Source organism: Vibrio sp. 10N.286.49.E11, assembly GCF_041469505.1.
Classification (GTDB): domain Bacteria; phylum Pseudomonadota; class Gammaproteobacteria; order Enterobacterales; family Vibrionaceae; genus Vibrio; species Vibrio crassostreae_C.
On sequence record NZ_JBFRKQ010000042.1, the window covers coordinates 1 to 19,675 of the forward strand.

At 43.1% G+C, this 19,675-nt stretch carries 14 protein-coding genes; 6 read left to right on the forward strand and 8 right to left on the reverse strand.

What is annotated here, in order from left to right; genetic code table 11:
* The coding region (gene aspT / locus AB4167_RS09745; RefSeq protein ID WP_372130171.1) for an aspartate-alanine antiporter at nt 1-1,490 on the reverse strand (1,490 nt) is incomplete at its 3' end.
* 471 nt (nt 1,491-1,961) lie between these two features.
* Here aspT and AB4167_RS09750 point away from each other — a divergent pair.
* From AB4167_RS09750 to AB4167_RS09775, 6 genes are all read left to right on the forward strand, one after another.
* The gene (locus AB4167_RS09750; protein ID WP_017059802.1) at nt 1,962-2,174 is read left to right on the forward strand and encodes a DUF1656 domain-containing protein; all 213 of its coding nucleotides are present in this window, start codon (nt 1,962-1,964) and stop codon (nt 2,172-2,174) included.
* A gap of 10 nt (nt 2,175-2,184) precedes the next feature.
* Complete coding sequence (locus AB4167_RS09755) at nt 2,185-3,051, forward strand: HlyD family secretion protein (protein WP_017059803.1); 867 nt, start codon at nt 2,185-2,187, stop codon at nt 3,049-3,051.
* A gap of 9 nt (nt 3,052-3,060) precedes the next feature.
* Entirely contained in the window at nt 3,061-4,416 is a 1,356-nt protein-coding gene (locus AB4167_RS09760) for an FUSC family protein (RefSeq protein WP_102319722.1), read from the forward strand.
* Nucleotides 4,417-4,742: 326 nt separating this feature from the next.
* Nucleotides 4,743-6,401, forward strand: coding sequence for a hypothetical protein (locus AB4167_RS09765; RefSeq protein ID WP_104216369.1), 1,659 nt, complete (start codon nt 4,743-4,745; stop codon nt 6,399-6,401).
* Nucleotides 6,402-6,614: 213 nt separating this feature from the next.
* The gene (locus AB4167_RS09770; protein ID WP_372136463.1) at nt 6,615-8,798 is read left to right on the forward strand and encodes a carboxylesterase family protein; all 2,184 of its coding nucleotides are present in this window, start codon (nt 6,615-6,617) and stop codon (nt 8,796-8,798) included.
* Nucleotides 8,799-8,882: 84 nt separating this feature from the next.
* Complete coding sequence (locus AB4167_RS09775; protein ID WP_372136464.1) at nt 8,883-10,340, forward strand: phospholipase D family protein; 1,458 nt, start codon at nt 8,883-8,885, stop codon at nt 10,338-10,340.
* 94 nt (nt 10,341-10,434) lie between these two features.
* Here AB4167_RS09775 and AB4167_RS09780 read toward each other — a convergent pair whose 3' ends face one another.
* From AB4167_RS09780 to AB4167_RS09810, 7 genes are all read right to left on the reverse strand, one after another.
* Entirely contained in the window at nt 10,435-11,199 is a 765-nt protein-coding gene (locus tag AB4167_RS09780; protein WP_017070494.1) for an aspartate/glutamate racemase family protein, read from the reverse strand.
* Between the two features lie 228 nt (nt 11,200-11,427).
* On the reverse strand, nt 11,428-13,146 hold the full coding sequence (locus AB4167_RS09785) for an autotransporter assembly complex family protein (RefSeq protein WP_029235239.1): 1,719 nt from the start codon (nt 13,144-13,146) through the stop codon (nt 11,428-11,430).
* A 231-nt stretch (nt 13,147-13,377) separates the two neighbouring features.
* Entirely contained in the window at nt 13,378-14,667 is a 1,290-nt protein-coding gene (locus AB4167_RS09790) for a DEAD/DEAH box helicase (RefSeq protein WP_372136465.1), read from the reverse strand.
* Nucleotides 14,668-14,867: 200 nt separating this feature from the next.
* The gene (locus tag AB4167_RS09795; protein ID WP_372136466.1) at nt 14,868-15,608 is read right to left on the reverse strand and encodes a DUF1223 domain-containing protein; all 741 of its coding nucleotides are present in this window, start codon (nt 15,606-15,608) and stop codon (nt 14,868-14,870) included.
* Nucleotides 15,609-15,783: 175 nt separating this feature from the next.
* On the reverse strand, nt 15,784-15,972 hold the full coding sequence (locus tag AB4167_RS09800) for a hypothetical protein (RefSeq protein ID WP_017059812.1): 189 nt from the start codon (nt 15,970-15,972) through the stop codon (nt 15,784-15,786).
* A 312-nt stretch (nt 15,973-16,284) separates the two neighbouring features.
* On the reverse strand, nt 16,285-17,286 hold the full coding sequence (locus AB4167_RS09805; RefSeq protein ID WP_017059813.1) for a TerC/Alx family metal homeostasis membrane protein: 1,002 nt from the start codon (nt 17,284-17,286) through the stop codon (nt 16,285-16,287).
* A 574-nt stretch (nt 17,287-17,860) separates the two neighbouring features.
* On the reverse strand, nt 17,861-19,600 hold the full coding sequence (locus AB4167_RS09810; protein ID WP_017069928.1) for a bifunctional UDP-sugar hydrolase/5'-nucleotidase: 1,740 nt from the start codon (nt 19,598-19,600) through the stop codon (nt 17,861-17,863).
* Nucleotides 19,601-19,675 lie beyond the last annotated feature (75 nt).

Here is a 19,675-nt window from a genome sequence, read left to right on the forward strand (position 1 = left end):
GAAATAATCTGTGGAATGATGGTTACCGCAACACCCAAGAATAGTAGGCTCATACCGTGTTCTTTGATGGTGTCTACCGCTTGAGGGCCAGCCTCAAGACCAACGATACCCACGAATGCTGCTAGACCGAAGTCGCGAATAAAGCTTGCTGCTGATTCTGGGAATTGCGCCACATGTGGGTTACGGCTGCGTAACCAACCAACAATCAGACCTGACACTAGACAGCCTGCACCAGAGCCGATAGTGACCGGAATACCTGCAATTTTGAAGTTGATTAGGCCAATCAAAAGACCCAATACCATACCCATGCCTAGTACAATGAAGTCAGTCATTGTTGCTGAGTTCATTGGCTTACCGATTGTACCTTGAACACGATTAATATCGCTTGGTGAGCCAGTTAATTGAATAACATCATTTTTCTTAACAACAAGGTCAGCGTGAACTGGGATTGATACACCTTCGCGAAGGTAGTCAGTCACATAAACACCACGGTAAGTGCCTTTGTTCGCTTCTGATTTGATTTGACCTAGTGTACGGCCAATCAGTTGTTTGTTGTCTGCGATAAGCTGACGGTTCTCTTCAATGACTTCGTACTCTTCTGGAAGCACAACTTCAGAGCCAACAGAGTCACCTTTCAACTGACCAATGGCTTTACGAGTACCTGTGATAACCAGAACATCGCCTTGTTGAAACTTAGTAAATTTGTCTGCTTCAATCGCTTTGCCATCACGCTCGATAACTTCGATGCATGCGTCTATTGAATCTTGATTGATTTGGGCTAGTGTCAAACCATTCAGTTTGCTCTCTGCTTTGATTTCAAAAGCGCGAGTCTCAAGTTTTGTCATCGCATTGAATTCACCAGCACCAAGCTCTGCATTACCATCTGAGTTCGCTTCTGCCATTTTGATTGCTTCAGCGCGGATATCCCATTTCATTAGTGTTGGGAATACCCATGTCACCATTAGGATTGGACCTAATGAACCAAAGATGTATGTTACAGCGTAACCAACAGCAACGTTAGTTTGCATCAGATGTTTGGCTTCTTCAGACACACCACCCAAACGGGCGATCGCATCGCCTGCAGTACCAATGATCGCAGACTGAGTTAAACCACCGGCAGCTAGGCCCGCAGCAGTACCTCTATCTAAGTCAAACAACCACGCAGCGGCAAGTACACACAATAAGCCTGAAACCGTCATAACAACCGCAGACAACAGAATGTTGATGGTTCTAAAGTTAAGCGCTTTAAAGAATTGTGCGCCGCCTTGATAACCCACAGCATAAATAAAGAGCGCAAAGAAAATACTTTTTACGCCGGGATCAATCTGAACACCAAATTGCCCAATAATTACGCCCATTAATAATGTTCCGGCCACACCGCCTAAAACAAATCGGCCGATAGTAATTTTACCAACCATATAACCCAATGAGAGTGTAATAAATAGTGCGACAAATGGTGCCATGTCAAACAGATTAGAAATAATGTCCATGACAAATTTACTCTTGTTACTAAATATAAGGAGTAAATAATCTAACGAATAACTTAATAATGATATTTGTTGGATTATTCAAAATAAATAAAGCATCTCGTTGCTTCGAAGCGAATATTAAGAACAAAAGGTTTTATTATGTAATCCCATTTGATGGATCAAATCATCACTTTAACTGTTCGCATAGTTTTTGAAGTGCAATTTACACCTTAAGTGATTGGTTTAAATAGATTTATCTTAAACCGGCAAAAGTGGATGATTTTCGAAATCAATTTCAATTAAGTGTTTCCACTTCAAGAACGACAACCTACCTACCGTTGTTTTACTGGCTTACGGCTCTCAACAAAGAGGCAGTTGGCATAATCACCGAATAAAGTTGGATTTTGACGGGTACGATCCTCTATAAGCGATTATCACAATAAATCGAACTCCGTTATCGTTGCATTCATCAAACAAATAGAGAACAGAACCATGAATACCATGCCGCATGAGCTTGTGTGGGATGAAGTCTACTTCCCACCGCTGTTATTGGTTATCGCACTGGCTTACATACTGACAATGCTAACAGGGTCAATCGCGACACGGTTTGGCCTTCATAAGTACGTCGCCTTTCCTGCAATAGCAGAACTGAGCTTGATCGTGATTTTTACTGGCGCTATCGGCCATTTTATTACCATTTTTTGAGGCACTTACTGTGATCAAACGTTATCTCATCACACTTTTATTATTGGCTGCTGCGGGAACTGTGGTTTATAGCTATTACCAGTCGTACTCAAGTAACCCATGGACCAGAGACGGACAAGTCAGCGCTTATATCGTCTCGATTACACCTCGAGTCACGGGTCAAGTCATTGAAGTGCATGTCGAAGACAACTCGAAGGTAAAAAAAGGCGATCTTCTTTTTGAGATCGATCCGAGTATTTACAAGGCGACCTACAGAAAAGCACTTGCGACTCAAAAACAAGCATTTGCCCTACTCGCCAAAGCCAAAAACGAAGAGCAACGCGCGTTGAATTTAGAGAAAAGAACGCCCGGTGCCGTGCCCGTGCTGACACTAAACAACTTGAACAACGCGGTAGAAACCAGCGCCGCAAATGTCGAACTGGCAAAAGCGAACGTAGAAGAAGCACATCTCAACCTTGAGTACACCAAGGTATATGCGCCTACTAACGGCTATATCACCAATCTGAACCTACGTGTTGGCTCTCAAGTTGTCGCGAATTCACCTGTGGTTGCGCTAATTGATGAAGATAGCTTCTGGATTGAAGGTTATTTCAAAGAGACTGATTTAGTCGGTGTCGATGCTCAGGACACTGCTTATGTGACCTTAATGATGCACAACAATGTTCAGCTAGAAGGACATATCAAAAGTATTGGTTTTGGTATCGCGAAGCAAGACGGCAGCACAGGTAATGATTTATTGCCAAACGTGAATCCAAACTTCCAATGGATACGCCTAGCTCAACGCATCCCTATCAAAGTGAAGTTAGACAAAATACCAGAAGACGTACAACTGCGTGTTGGTATGACTGCCTCGATCAAAATAATCAAAAATAGCTAGGTGATTCTTATGTTCACTGCATCGACTAAAGACGCGATTAAAGTCGCACTCTCTATAGTTATCGCAATCTGCCTAGCGTTGTGGTTTGGTTGGGAAAAACCGTATTGGGCTGCGATAGCCGTCGCAGTGATGGCATTGAACGAGAGCTTCGCCCATTCAATAAACAAAGGCCATAACCGGTTAATGGGAACCTTGTTAGGGACCGGTTATGCCTTTTTCCTCATTGCGATGTTTTCACAAGATCGATTTTTGTTTCTAACATTTCTTACCGTGTTCTTGGGCACTTGTATTTTCATGTCTAGTGACGAGAAATACGGCTACATCTTTTCAATAGGATTTACCGTGTGTTCGATTGTTGCTTGTCTGGGCGGGTTTGATAACCAAACCACCTTTCACTTTGCTGTACTTAGACTTCAAGAAACACTATTAGGTGTTGTTGTGTTCTCTATTGTGTATCGCATCGTGTGGCCAGTGAATACTGAACTCAACTTTGTACAACGTTTCGAAACCAGTAAACAAGCGTTGTTAGTTGCGATGGAAAAAACAGACAACATCGACATTGCCGCACTTGAAAGCAACACCGCGAATATTGATAAGCTGTATCAACTTTTAGATCTGCCACTGACCGGAAGCTACCACCTTAAAGAGAACATCCAAACATGGCGCTTGCGTATCGATGAAATGGCACATATCCAAGATACATTACTCAAACAAAGTAACAGCGAATCAGACTTAGATATCCAATGGGCAGTTCTTACTCACAACTTGAAGACGTTCGATGTATTAACACCAGAACAATCTCTTGTTGAGGGTGAACTCAATGTCATAGGTGATCATAAAGACGTGTCTTGGCATCATGCACATCGCACGTTTGTTGAACATTTGAATGAAGATGGGCGCAAAGTGCTGCAAGGCGTGTCGATGTTTATCACATCGCTGTTGGTTTGGATTTATCTTCCAGTTCCAGGTGGTTTCATATTTCCTATGTTAGCCGGTGTATTCTCTTCTATGGTGCCGACCATGCCACCAAGCGTTATTAAGGACGCTTTTTATGGTGTGTTGGGTACAGGGTCGGTGGTTCTGTTGCAATACATCTTTGTGATGCCATTAATGACAGAACTATGGGAGCTGGGACTATTCTACTTCCTTAACATTATGGTGATATGGAAAGTGTTCGCGACACCTAAGCTCATGGTACACCGAATATTGGGTATTAACTTATTAGTTGTTCTCACATCTGGTGCGCTCAACCTCACACCTGTTTATGGAATTGAAACGCCACTTTTGATGCTCGTAAACATTTTGATTATTCTGATGATAGCGAAGTTGTTTACTGATCTATTTAGAGTGAGGGTAGCTGCTTAGAACTAAATGCGCTTAACAACTCACAACAAAACGGTCTGCCAAGTATTTTTACTTCACAGGCCGTTTTTTTATCTATTGAAAATCATTATAAATCAATTGATTAATGCTAATTATTACTAAGTGAGGATAGCGTCCATCAAAAGCGATTAACGCGATCTGCCACCTCCTATTAAAATCCTCTCATTGATTGACGCAATGCATTTTTAGTCGCGACATTCACACTAGCAATCCTAACGGATAAATACATAACAACTGAACACGACGTTCAGTATTACATCGACTGTTTGAGTCTCGAAGGTTTGAGGCCACTCAGCGTGGAAACCGTCATGAGTTTTTTTGAAATACGCACCAGCGCCTGTAAGACCCATACTCTTTCTGTGTTAGCGAGCGCCCTATTACTTACCACCCCCAATTTTGCGTCTGCGGCAGAAACCAATACTTACAGCGAAGTTATGGAAAAAGGTCGAGCACTATTTGACAAATATGGCATCAGTCATGATTTACCAAAGCTAGCAATCAGTTCGCTCGTACAGGGCGAACACCTAGTTGAACACGCACATCGAACCATACAAATTGGCGATGAGGTTCGTGACTCAAGCGTCTATCTGATAAAAAACACAGACAGCAAAGGCAACATCGACCTGCGCGTCAAATACAACCCGCAAGAGCTGGATGAAAACGAAAAACTGATCGATGAAATTGAAGAGTTTACGCGCACTGAGTATCGACTAAGAAATTATGCAGAAAGCTTCGATCCATCGTCAGTGAAAGTCAATGAAAAAGACAACGGCGACGTGACCATTAGCTTCAACTATTCGAAATACGGCTTACCACAAGACATCGCCTATTTCCGTTTCTTGAATGTTGATATTGAACTTGTAGGCGGCACACCAAAACGCATGGTAATCACCAACGACAAGCCATTTAATCTTGGTAAGTCAAAAGTCGATACCTATTACCAAGTGATTGATTTCCAAACGTTAGACTCTGGTAAAGTCGTTATTGAACGTAAGACAACTAACATCGAGGGTACGTCTAAAACGAAACCGATGACCATGAGCGCTGTAACTGAACCCGTCGCAATTTATGAAGACGACAACGGCGTTAATGTCCTGCATGAAGAGCGTCTAAAAGAAGTTTCAGATCCTCGTATGCAAGAAGCGAGTGTTAAGTTAGATCGAGTATTCCCTTTAATGGGTGACATGGTGCGTCGTCAAGGTATCGATTTGCCATTACCATTCGGTGTTTCAGTTGCTTATCGCAATCAAGACATGAACCTTCCTATGACCGATTACGTGATTGGCGGTGTGCGCTTGAATGACCTGTTCGACCCTGAAGATAGCGTTGCAACGGTTAAAGCAGAAAGTCTTTCAATACGTGGTGATGTGAATATTCTGCCGTTCTGGAATGTATTCGGATATGTAGGAAAGGTAAACGTTGACGCGAATGTTGATGCCTCTTACACCGGCGCTGCGGGAGAATATCTACAAGATAAACTCAATAACAAACTACCTGGTCTAGGTGACAAACTATGCGAGGGCGTATCAGCACTGTGTAACAGTGGGCGTTTAAATGTACCACTGCATCTCGAATATGACTTACGCGGTGCGGGTACAACACTATCTGTTGGTTACAAAGAGTTCTTTGCATCACTGACCGGCACCTATTCACAAACCCGTCTGAAAGGGATGGATGATTGGGGTGACGGCATTGTCACGATTCAGCCAATGTTGGGCTACCAATTAGTTGATTATCGCGCTCAATTCTTCGTTGGTGCTGAATACCAAGGTTTAGATTCACGTATGCAAGGTACTGTAAAGACAGACGATATTGAGTTTGATTACGACGTTGGTGTCGACATTAACCAGTGGGCATTTTTAACCGGAGTCAACAAACAGATTGGCAAGCATTACAACATGACCGTGTTGTACAACAAAGGTGAAACTCGTTCGGCTGTGACATTGAACCTTGGCTATCGATTCTAACGGTCAAACCATCGCTCTATTGTGAATATAGATTCGTTAGAGCGATATTTTCATACGAGCCTCTGAAGCTCAGTCGTCCAGCAAGATGACAACTCAAATATATGCCATGTCGATGCTCCATAGATGGAGCGCAATACCCAATGGAACTGCAGGATTGTCGATACAAGTGCGTTTGATCGTAACTATACCGAATATTATTGTGGAAAATTAAATATGAATATTGCATACCGCTCACTTATCGCATTGTCTATTGCTACTGCCCTTATAGGCTGTGGCGACGATAGCCAACCAACGGTTCCTTTCCCTGATAAACCTGAACCTTTAATTCCAGCACCTGCAGAAACCTTTACCACTCAAATCGGCGACGCAAGTATCAAAGCGACCAAAGAAGAGCTGGTTATTACGTCGAATACCGAAGACGACAAACTGGCTTCAGTTGAGTCTTTTAAAGGCATTAAATTTGCCGATGCAGAGCGTTTTGAGCACAGTGAAATGGTTGATCTTGGGAGTGACATTGATGCCACTTCGTTTGGTGATGCATGTCCTCAATTGAAGACCGTTTCACAGACACAATCTGAAGACTGTTTGAACCTGAACATTTGGCGCCCAGTAGGCGTAGATGCTGACGCAGAACTACCGGTTTATGTATTCATTCACGGTGGTGATTTCGAATACGGTTCTGGTGCAGAGCCGCTCATCCAAGGTGATACCGTGGTTGCTCAAGGAAGCGACGATGGTAAGCCTTTCATCTATGTAAGCTTTAACTACCGTCTTGGTCAGTTAGGTACTCAATGGGTTAAAGGCGCTTACAAAGATGGCAACTATGGCCTAGGTGACCAGAAGCGTGCCTTGGAGTGGGTACACAATAATATTACCGACTTCGGTGGTAACGCTCAAAACGTAACCGTTATGGGTCAAGGCTCTGGTGCTATGTCTATTGGTTTCTTACAGCAAGATCATGATATCGCAGGTCAATATTTCCAACGTGCAATCATGCAAAGCAACCCTTATGGGTTTGAGTATCCAAGCTATGAAGTTGCAAAAGATCGCAGTAAGGGTTTTACAGCAGACACTTCGCTTGACAAGATCATGGCGTCGCAAGAAACAGCTTTGGATGGTATTGAACAACTGAAAAACTGGTTACTTAGTTCTCTGTCACTCTCACTGAATTACAAACTCAAGTTTAATGATACAGACGAACAAGGAAATATAAAATTGGGTTCCAACTCTGATAAGACACCAATGTCTACCCTTATGCCATTTGCTCCCTATATTCTTTGTAAAGAGCTAGAGACAGACTCAGACGCTGATGAAATTTGTGTAAGTTCTATTGAAACACCTATAAAAAAAGATTTCGCTGTGTCTACAGTACTTGGAAATAACGCTAGTGAATCTAACAGCTTCGGCATGTTATTCAATGTGACCTTTTTAGTTCCTACCATAATTGAGTATATAAAGCCCGAGATCAACGAAGATACAAACTCAGAAGAACTTGCATTAAGTATGTTGGATTGGTTGAGTGATGAAGATAACGTAGCCATGCTTGAAACTAAAATTGGGGGGATGAGTACTGAAGAGTTGACCCAAAACATGACGCTTTCCCTTACGGCATATAAGTCTGTAACACAGCTATTTTTTGGTTTAGATACAGACATCAACATTGACGTAAATTTTTTAAATTCGATTGCATTTGGTATATGCCTAGCAAGTGCATCTAATGGTGAGGATAGTTACTTAAGTTGCTTATCAATTATTGGAGACATAGAACTTGCTAGTCATGATGAGGTAAAAGCTGCTCTAGATCTAACAGACTTCTACCCTAACTCAGAATCTAGCTTTGGTGGCGCTCTTGACAACATGAAGCAATTTAAAACCTTGCTAAATGACACCTTGTTCAATGGTCCAGCTCGTCACATGGCAGCAAACAGCGGAGTAGAAGCAACGCTATACCACTTTGAGCACAAACCAAGCTTTAACATGTGGAACTATAAAACAGGTCTAAATGAAGAAACGGGCGAATACGACCAACTGTCAATCATTGATCTATTCAAAACGATTGGTTGCATCAGCGGTGCATGTAACGGTTCAGAACTGCCATTTATGTTCAACAAAGCTGTACGTTTTGATGGAAGCGAAGTAAATCCATCAAGCAAAGATAAAGCCCTTATGAACGAAATGTCGCGTATTTGGTTTAGCGATGAATTGTTCCAGAGCTACCAGTACAGCGATGCTACCGACAATGTGCTTGTCATTGATGGTGCAGGATTCAGCGACAACAGCACTACCTTCGACTGGGACTATGTCACAAACCCAGGTGTTGATCCTAAGCTTCGTGAAGGTCGCTTAACGGGTCTAGCAGAGCAAGGTCTTATGCCTTGGGACTGGTACCTAAACTAAACATATTCAACACCCTTCCTACTTTAACGGCCAGCTCGCTGGCCGTTTCTATATCCAAATTTTATGTTTAAACGCAGGTTAGTTATGACACTTAGCAAACTAAAAACAGCATGCACAATAATGTTGATTGCTTTGGTCACAGGATGTGCCCAACCTTACCCCGATGTTGAACCTGACTTCGAAGCTAACTGGCAAAGCACAGAACATCAAGCCGAAGTCTATTTGATCCCGAGTGCGCCTGAAGCCTTTGCGCGCCGCATTGATCTGGTTCGCCAAGCAAAACACTCGATTGATATGACTTACTTCTCTTGGGGAAACGACACTCTAGGGCTGATGCTGTTAAACGAGCTGAAACACGCCGCTGACCGCGATGTGGCCGTGCGCCTCACACTGGATGACTTGTTGGTATTCAATGACAAATGGCTTGCGGAGTTGGACTCACACGCCAATATTGAGATTCGACTGTTCAACCCTTTTGAGTCACGTAAAGCTGGCTGGATTGGTCGTGCGCTCAACTTCTCTACTCATCAAAAACAGTTAGATAATCGACTGCATGAGAAATACTTTAACGTTGATCACCAATCGATGATCCTCGGTGGGCGCAACATCGGTGATGACTACTTTGGCTACAGCGAAAGTGCCAACTTCTTTGATATGGATGTGCTGTTTAAAGGCGACGTGATTGCTGCTTTCGACCGAAACTACCAAGCGTTGTGGAACAGTGAGCATGTAGTGCCAATTCAAGAACGCATTAAAATCAAAGAGAAAGAGCAATACCAAGCGTTCACCAAAGCGTTGAACAAAGGTGAAAAGAATCAAGCATTGATCACGTCTGAAGTCGAAAGGCAGATAAAGAGCTTAAACCAACCGAAGTTCATTTCAGCCTCTGTCACGCCGGTATTTGACTCACTGGAGAAACTCAATGACAACAAGCCCTACTTTCGCCAACGTATTGAACACTTGATGAAGCAAAAAGTACCGACACCTTCTAAGGTTATTATTTCTACGCCTTATATGGTGCCAAGCGATAACAAGTTTGTATTCGTCGATGCACTTAGAGAGAGCGAAGCCGAAGTCACCTTACTGACGAATTCATCGGCTTCTAATGATTCGGGCTTTGTGCCTGCGTATTACGAAAAACACCGTGAGACTCTACTCGACAAGGGCGTAAGTATCTATGAGTACAAAAGCCAAGCGATCAATGATGATCACTACTTTCATGTTGATACCTACTACCACAACAAGACAGTAATTTTAGATGAGCGTGTCACCTATATTGGCTCTTCTAACTTCGATCCAAGATCAGACTTTCTCAACGTTGAGTTTGGGGTGTTGGTTGACAGTGAAGAGTTTGCGAAGCAAGTGACACACTACTTAACACGTCAGAAAGAGGAGTTGTTCTGGGCTGTGTCGCGAGAACAATCAGGTGACACCATCTGGGCTTCAGAGGAACAAATCCATACTAAGAACCCGAACTACAGTTCATGGAACAAGGTACCTGATTGGTTATTTCGAAAAATGAATGGCGAGTTCGAGCTTTAAGTGTTCAGCTTCGAATCTTAATTTTCTCCAGTCCAAATGTAAAAAAGCCGCGTAATTCGCGGCTTTTTCATGTTTCAAATACACGTATCTGAGCTTATAGACGGTAGGTCATCGCTCTTTGGGCTACGTAGTTCACCATATCAAGCGTTGTGAAGATCGAATTAACATCATTAATGTTGTAATCCACATGTCCACGCTCCACATATTGCTCAGCGAGACGGTAAATATCAACGACACGCTCAGCTACCGCTTCCATAGGATCAATAAAAGTGACTGTTGGAAATGCCGTTTCAAGTTGCTTTCTAACCAAAGGAAGTTCCGTGCATCCCCAAATAACCGTATCAACGCCCTTCTCTACGATGGATTGAATCGCTACAGCAAGCAGTGCGGCATTACGCTCAAACTCGCCCGCTTTGATCCCGTTGGTTTCTCGGATTGCTTGTCCACACTCTGTCATCTCACCGGTTACTTCACCATAGATAGCACTATGCACGTTATGCTCTTGCTCAAAGGAATCTGGCTTAACGAACACCAGATTCGCGTCCGTTAGGTAACGATCATAGATTCCCGAATTGTATGTGCCGTTGGTACATAAAATACCAACAACAGATTCAGAGTTCTGCTCTTTGATTTGATCAACGGTGGTTTGAAGCATGTCGACGATATAAACGTTGGTGTGCTTTTGAACCTCAGGTCTAAAGTAATGAGCGGTGTTACAGGTCATTACGCCAAACTGAACATTGGCATGTTCTAAAATGCACGCTGACTCAATCAGTTCAGGCACAGGATCGGTACCGCCTTCGTTAATCACTTCAGATCGATCGGGGATATCTGAGTTTTTCACCACTATCATGGCCATGTGGTCTTAGTCTTTAAGTGCGCCGTGTTCAATTTCTTTCTTGGCGACGATATCTTGGAACAGAGCATCTGCTTCAGGGCCCATATTACCAAATACACCGAATCGTAGCTTTTTCATTGTTTTTACCTTTGTGTTTGCTAAAGCACAAAGGTTATTACGCTCTTTCGATTTACTTGAATCCTATTAGATGGTTCGCATCCTCACGAGTGCATAAACAGCGTACAAAAATCAGAATTGAGTACCAAAGGAAAAATGAATACGAAATTCGTCGCCTTCAGGCGCATCTAAGCCGTAAGCAAAATCGAGCTTAACTGGCATTAACTGTGAGTTCCAAATCAAACTCACGCCCGTCCCACGCTTCCAATCCGCTTGTTGATCAAATGCATCACCCACATCAAGAAATGCGCCCAACCAAATTGAACGATAGACTTGATGCTGATATTCGAGCCCAGCAGTTAACATATAACGTGCCCCCGTTAGTTCACCATTCTCGTCTCTAGGGGAGATAGATTCGTAACCATAACCTCGCAGGTTTCCATCGCCACCAGCAAAATACCGCAGCGACGACGGCACATCAGATAATGATTTGGCAATGTTGATGCCTACGTTGGAGCGGAAATGGAGCTTCTGCCTGTCACTAATATCCCATGAAAGGACACTGTTTCCTTCCAACCGCAACAGCCTTGAGTCAGAGAACAGACTAGGGTCAGAATACTCGACAGAATAGATGTGTCGATGATTGAGCTCCAACTGATCATTTTTACGATCAACCTGAGAAAAACTGATGCCAGGTAACAGTAATTGCGATTGCTCTTCCTCAGACGCCTGACGGTACTGTTCGTGCAAGTATTTGACATAAATGGTGCTTTGCCAATCACTGTCTAATTGCCAGTAACGTTCGAACTTAAGATCGTTTGTAAAGCTATTGGTGTCTCGATGATCAATTCGTTTCGATTCAAACTGAATACCAAAGTAATCCGTTGTGACTTTCTCTGTGGGGATTTTGTACCCCAACTGAAGTGATTGCTCCTGTTCAGACAAATATGTCTGTGTTTCAAAGCTGTGGCCTCTCCGGTTATACCAAGGCTTTGACCAACTGAGAGAGGCGCGTAAACCGAGATCTGTAGAATAGCCGCCACCGACCTGCACGATATTTCGAGAACTTGGCTCGGCAATGATTTCAATTGGAACTTCTAGGTTGTCATCAAGTTTGTCAAAGTCACCATGTACGATGACACTTCGAAACCATTGAGTGTCTGACAAATCAGATTGCAGTTCACCTAACTTGATGGTGTCAAAGTCATCACCTTTTTTAAAGGTGGGTATTTTCTCGATACGAGTAGGGTCAACCCCATCATCAGGAATACTTATAGAACCGAACTTGTAGCGTGGACCACTTGCAAAATACAAGTGTATATTCGCGATGTTCTCGCTAGGAATAACTTCAATCTTTGACTCGATAAACCTGCCGTCAAAATAACCTTTCCGCTTTGCTAAAGAGAAAATCGCACGCTTAGTTTGGTCATATTCTTGGTGAGACAAAGTTAAACCTGAGCCTAACTTGCTTTGATTGAGTATATTGATGAACTCCGCATCTAGGCTAGCTTCACCTGTTATTTTTACTATCGATTCTGCGATGCGCATGACAGGACCAGAATCGATGTTAATGATCACGTTATCAGAATCATTGAGGTCGATATCGAGCTGTGGGTGATAATAACCATAAGGGTTGAGTGCATCTTGAATACGTTTAGATAGCTTCGTTTTCGATAGCTGTGATGCAGGAACATCGGCTAAAGGTTCTAAATATAATTCTACATTTTCGGTGAGAGTTTTATTAACCCCTTTAACCTCAAATTCAGCAGCACTAGAAGAGTGTTGGGTAAACAGGAAAAATGAAGTGGCCAGCACTAATTGTTTAATCGAGGTCTTCACGCGGTTACCCAATTGCTCAAAACCCGAACAGGTTATGAGCAAAGCGTTAAATCGCCGAATCTCTTATGGAGGACGCTATCCTTCGAACGGCTTATCGGGTTGTTTAACACTGCAACAGTCGTTTATTAACGACTCAAATCCCAGCCCTACAGACACAAAAAAGGCGCAATTAAGCACCTTTTGAATGTCTATTACTTATTGATTTATATGGCTTGCTGATTTATATGGCTTGCTGACTCAAGATCAGTTGTTGTTCAGCCACACATCTTGGTTTTTTGGAGCTTTCTTCTTCTTTTTCTTCTTGCCAGTACCGGCCGGTGGCGCAACAGGTTTTAGTGCTGCGATCAGTTCAGCTGTCGCTTCTTCATCCACTTCAAAGCCTTCAATTTGCTCACGCTCAAGACGAATCTTGTTCTTCTTCTCGATGATTTTGAAGTGGTGGTAATCTTCGTGATCGATCAGAGATAACGCAAGACCAACTTCACCTGCACGACCACTTCGGCCGATACGGTGCATGTAGTCTGACGGGCTACGCGGTAAGTCAAAGTTGATTACCACTGGAAGCTTCTCAATATCCAGACCACGTGCCGCGATGTCTGTCGCGATCAGAACGTCAATCTCGCCAGATTTGAAATCTTCTAGGATACGAGTACGTGAACCTTGCCCTTTATCGCCGTGGAATACTTCTGCGATGATACCGCGCTTGTAAAGCTTGTCTGCTAGGTGCTCACAGCTGTTCTTCGCATTAACGAAGATCAGAGCTTGGCGCCATTCATGTTGTTGAATTAGGTGTGCGAGTAACGCTGTCTTGCAACCTTTTTCTACTTCGAATACACGTTGAACCAGTGTGCTCGCATTGGCACTTTGAAGTTGAACTTCAATTGGATCGCTTAGAAGTTCGTGAGTCAGCGTTTTAACTTGCTCTGGGAAAGTTGCAGAGAACAACAAGGTTTGTTTTTTGCTCGGCAAGAGCTTCAAGATTGCATCAAGTTCTTCGGTAAAACCTAGGCTTAGCATTCGGTCAGCTTCATCAAGCACTAACGTTTTCACTTTATCTAGTTTGATAGCGTTGCTCGAAATAAGGTCAAGCAGACGACCCGGTGTTGCCACCAATATATCAGTGCCGCCACGTAGCGCCTGCATTTGAGTGTTTACCGATACACCACCAAACACACAAACCGTTTTAATCGCGCCATTGAAATGCACAGCGTAAGATTTAACGCTGTCAGCCACTTGCTTAGCAAGTTCACGAGTAGGAACCAAGATAAGGCCAGAAACAAAGTTACCTTTGCCTGAACGACGGTCCAGAGGGGCATCTTCATGAATCTTTTGTAACAGTGGAAGTGCAAATGCTGCGGTTTTACCTGAACCGGTATTTGCGCCTGCAATTAAATCGCGTCCTGCTAACACACTTGGAATAACTTGCGCTTGGATAGGCGTTGGCTGTTGGTATTCAAGCTCAGATAAACGAGCCATCAAAGGAGAGATTAAGCCAAGATCAGAGAAGTTGGTTGGTGTAGTGGTGTTAGTCATTAATTGCAGGAACTCAAAGCTAAAATAATAGCGCGCTATATTAACGTATTTCAGCAGTATTACGTAACTAAATCGCCCTTCGCTTCTATTTCACTGATTAATATCCGTCAGAAGCGAAGTTATCGATGTGAGAACCTCGATACTCGCCGTACCAACTTCGTCTAAGAGTATTCCAGCTACACAATTGTCGTGGGTTGCAGTTAGTTCAGCCAACCTGCTACCGTTTGTTCCGGTGCATACGAATTCGGCTCGGTTAACCAGACAGCGACTGCGTCTGGCGAAGCGACTAGCGGATCAAAGTCCACATTGAATTGCCACTCAGATTCACCACGTTGGTAGCCATCGTACACTACGACAAAATCATGCTCTAACTTCTTACCTCTGTTTTCACCAGCTTTTACACTTGTGACTTCGTTCATCGCCAGCAAAGCTATATGAGCAACATAATCCCCTTTGCCTTCGTAACTTACGCTGAACGTATCGCCTTTATGGTTGACCGTTAGCTTAGGGTTATTTTGTTGTTTAAGAGAAGGTAACGTTCTGTCTAACCAGTTAAAGTAACCGCGCCACTCTTTTCCATCGACAACAAAGCCGGGTGTGTAAACCCCACTTGTTACTCCATAAGCTTTGTACAAGCGTTGCTTCTGACTAAACGCCTTACTCGCGAACTTGTCGCCCCAACCTAAGTAATCCCAATAATCGACGTGATAGGCAAGCGGAATAACTTGTGTCCAAAGTTTTGGATGGTCTTCAAAAGTACTGAGGTACTGATCAGCAGGTGGACAACTTGAACAACCTTCAGAGGTGAAGAGCTCGATAACCTGTGCGGGCTGGCCTTCATTACTCCAGGTTTGTGCAAGCGACACTGAGGAATAGAAGCCGATCGGTAAGGCAAATAAACAAAGTTTAATCAATGATGAATTGCGTTTGGCGTGTGACATACCGAGATCCTTGTACAAAGCGAATTGAATGACGCTCAAATACAGACCGTTATGCCTAGGTTTTTCTTTCAGGTGCTTAGTTTACGAAGAGATTGAGTTTATTTCAGATACAAAAACGCCAGCTTTAGAGGCTGGCGTTTTCTTAAAATTCTATATTTACATGTTAACGCTGAGATTAACGGTTAATACCGATATCGCGTTGCATGTGACCAGATAGGTCGCTTGCGTAGTAACTACGTGGAGAGTTGTCTACGAAAAGAATATCGAAAATGTGTGCAATCAATCCTTTGAAGTTAACCGAGTAGGTTTTCTTATCCATAGAGTTAGGAACAGCGATAGTATTCATTTGTACTGCTTGAGCCATGATTGCCTCTCTATAAATTTATTAATGTGTTTCGTTCTGATGACAAGAATAATAGGTGATCTTTTGCAGGTTAAAAAATGACTAAAATTAGATTTTGGGATTAGTTTTTCTAATAAAACAAACCATTAACAATGCCACAAAATAGATATGCAGATTATGTGAGTACAAATTCAATATAGTGTTTAAATCATGCTTTAGTACAAATACCCCGCAAACAACAGTGGCCAATGTCACAGAAAATTTACATAAATAAATTTTCCACTTCATCAGCCACGTGTTCATTATCGACTTTTCGATAAGTTATATTTGTTTTTAATTTACTTGTTCAATGCCTGGCTTCTTCGCATAAACCGACGCTATAACCGCAATCGTCATCGTAGAAACCAATACCGCCAATGACCAGTAAGTTGGGATAGCCCACTCGCTATCAACCAGAAGCATTTTCACACCAATGAACACCATGATGAATGAAAGCGCGGGTTTCAAATAGATGAACTTGTCCATCATACCTTGCAGTACAAAATACAACGAGCGAAGACCAAGTAACGCAAACACGTTAGCCGCAAGTACCAAGAACGGTTCTTGTGTTACCGCAAAGATCGCAGGGATAGAGTCTAATGCAAACATCACGTCCATGACTGCGATCGCACCGATGACCAACATCATTGGAGTGAATGCCCATTTAGCACCCTGTTTAACCATTAATGCAGGGCCATGGAAGTCCTCTGTTACCGGCATCACTTTACGAAGTAGCTTTTCAGGCAGAGTATTCACACTCTCCTCTTCGCCCTTGTCTAATGCCAGCTTAATACCTGTACCAATCAAGAACGCAGCGAACACGTAAAGCACCCAGTGGTATTCCGCCAATAGCTGTGCGCCTAGTGCGATCATAATTGCACGAAGCACCAATGCACCAATTACGCCCCAAAGAAGCGCACGAGGTCTTAGATGCTCAGGAACTTGGTATTGAGCAAAGATCATCGCAAAAACAAACAAGTTGTCTACGCTAAGGGATTTTTCTAACAAGTAACCCGTAATGAATGACACGGTTGCTTTTTGCGCTGTGTAGTCACTGTTCGGCGCATAAATGTCCCAAAATAGGTAAATCGAGCCAGCAAACAAAAACGCAAGTACAAACCAGAAAACACTCCAGATTGCCGCTTTCTTGATAGTAACGTTACCGCCACGAGTCTGATAGATATCAATAGAGACGAGAATAACCGTTAGCAGGAAAAAGCCCGCATAAGTCGTCATGATTGGCGATGAAAAAAAGGATTCACTATTTGTAGATAATAGAGATTGAGTTGAGTTCATTATTCCTCCGGGCGGAAGAACTGTACAAAGACCTTCCGCAAACAAAGCATATCAAGCTCCATTACGGATCTTGACTGTGATTGCGTTGGTCTCGTTGAAGTGAAATATGGGATTTCACTTTTACATACCGGATAGACTCTTGGCCTAACGAGATGACGATATGTAAACTTGCGCTAACTACTCCCCAAACGCGTGGATAATAATCCTCTGGTTGTGTTTCGTCTATATAAATTTGCACGGAAAAAGCAAAAAAGGAGCAAACGCTCCTTTCTGATTGATGCCACTTTGTCAAATAGACACGCGAATTGATTCTAAGAATAAATTCGCAAGTCAAACACACTATTGCACTGCGTAATGAAGTTGCAAAAAGAGCAATTTACAGCCCTGCGGCAGGTATTAAATACACTAACGCTGACCAAACTGATACCCAACCGACAACCGCTACCGCATCTAACCAATCTTTCTTATCCATGCATATCTCCACAAGAAGGCGACCTGCAGAGATAAAGCATAAACAATGCCAATTTTATAAATAACCCAAAGTAATAGTGTTAAATATCAGTATCAGCTTTAGTTATCTAAAACACTCCATGCAATTCAACGGTTCATTGAGTTGAAGCGACTCTGGGTGGTCTTGCAGAAACTCGATGAAGCAGTCTGCCATAGAGTCAGTGGTGACCGTGCCATCACCGATCATATCCAACACAGCGTTATAGCCCTCTTTGCCTTTCATTGTATAGGCTGACGACGCGCCCCGGTAAATACGGTTGCGAGAAACAGCTTGCCAACCTGAATCATCAGAGTGAATTTCTAGATGGTGAATCCTGTGTCCTATAGGCGCTTCTTTGTGGTAACAAAACCTCAAATTATGTGTATAAGGAAAGCTACCTGAACCTGTGCCCACGACACCATTATCAATCGCGTTATTGATTGCACCTTCAAGCATGCCAGCGATCGTTTCACCTTTTACTTCATACACACCAATAGGTACGGCAAACGGTAGTAGTTTTCCGGCAATATCGGCAACAGAGACATCGCCGCTGTTCAGTGAATTTCTTACACCACCGGCGTTGTGAATGGCAAAGTCAACCTGATGCCCTTTCTTGTTCATTAGATGGTGAAATGATTGAGCAACCAAGGGGGCTAGTTGACTCGGGCCTTTAGCATCTGGAATACGTACATGGCGAAGTTTAGTGTCTGCATGAGCAATCACTTGTTGCTGAAGCCTTCGAACTCGCGGCTGGTATTTATCCGTCAGAATGCTCTGCAGCTCAGGATCTTTCTTACACACTGCAATATTAGGGTGATTGTTTAAAAACTCACACGCCATATCGTGGGCATCGTCTTGCCCTACTTCACTCAGTTTCGCGTCTATAAAGAGTCGACGGCCTAATAACAGTTCGTTTTTACCATTGAAGTGCGTCACTTTGCCTTGAGAATCGAACTCGATTTCGCAGTGTCCTAAGCTCATGGCGTGGAAACCCGCTTGCACAACATAGGTATCGCCAATTTTCACACCGTATTCATCATCTTTAACTAAGCCGATATCAGAGAAGTCACCTTGTAAGCGATGACTATGACCACCAACGATGACACCAATACCTGTTACGTTGGCTGCTAACTCTAAATCAGCTTCGTAACCAAGATGGCTAAGTAACACAATCTTGTTGATACCTGCTTGATGGATTTGCTCAATGGTCCCTTTTGCTGTTTCCAAAGCATTTTCAAACGGTGTATCGATATCTGGGTTAGCGATGCCTGCCATCTTGTCGATGCTTAAGCCGAATATTGCGACCTTCTCGCCATCAAACTCTTTCGTTATAAAAGAAGCACTTCGTGTTTCAGGCAGATAAGGCTTAACAATGTCGTTGTCCGCTAGCGTATGAGTTTTATTGATATCCTCATTCGATAGATTCCAGTTACCGGCCAACAGCGGGAATTTGATTCTTTTCGCGAAAATCGCAACGGGCTCATTACCCATGTCTAACTCGTGATTACCGAGCGTCATGGCATCTATATTAAGGGCATTCAACAAATCGGCATTGGCTTTTCCCTTGAATAAGGAAAAGTACAACGTGCCCTGGAAGCAGTCACCAGCGTGCAAGAACAAGGTTCCAACCTTCTGACGCTGGGCATCTTGTTCTATTTGTTTGAAGCGTGTTGAAATTCGAGCAAAGCCACCAGCACTGACATAAGGTTCAATGATGTGGTTGTTCATTTTAAGTGATAGCTGTAACGAGGTTGGTTCAAAGTATGAGTGGGTGTCGTTGATGTGTGCCAACACTATTTTTGTCGGCTTATTCTTTTTAGTCATATTTTCTTCTCTCTTTGTCCCTTCATACTAGGTCGAGAATCATGACAGAATCGTGAATTTTATGAAACTGCACTG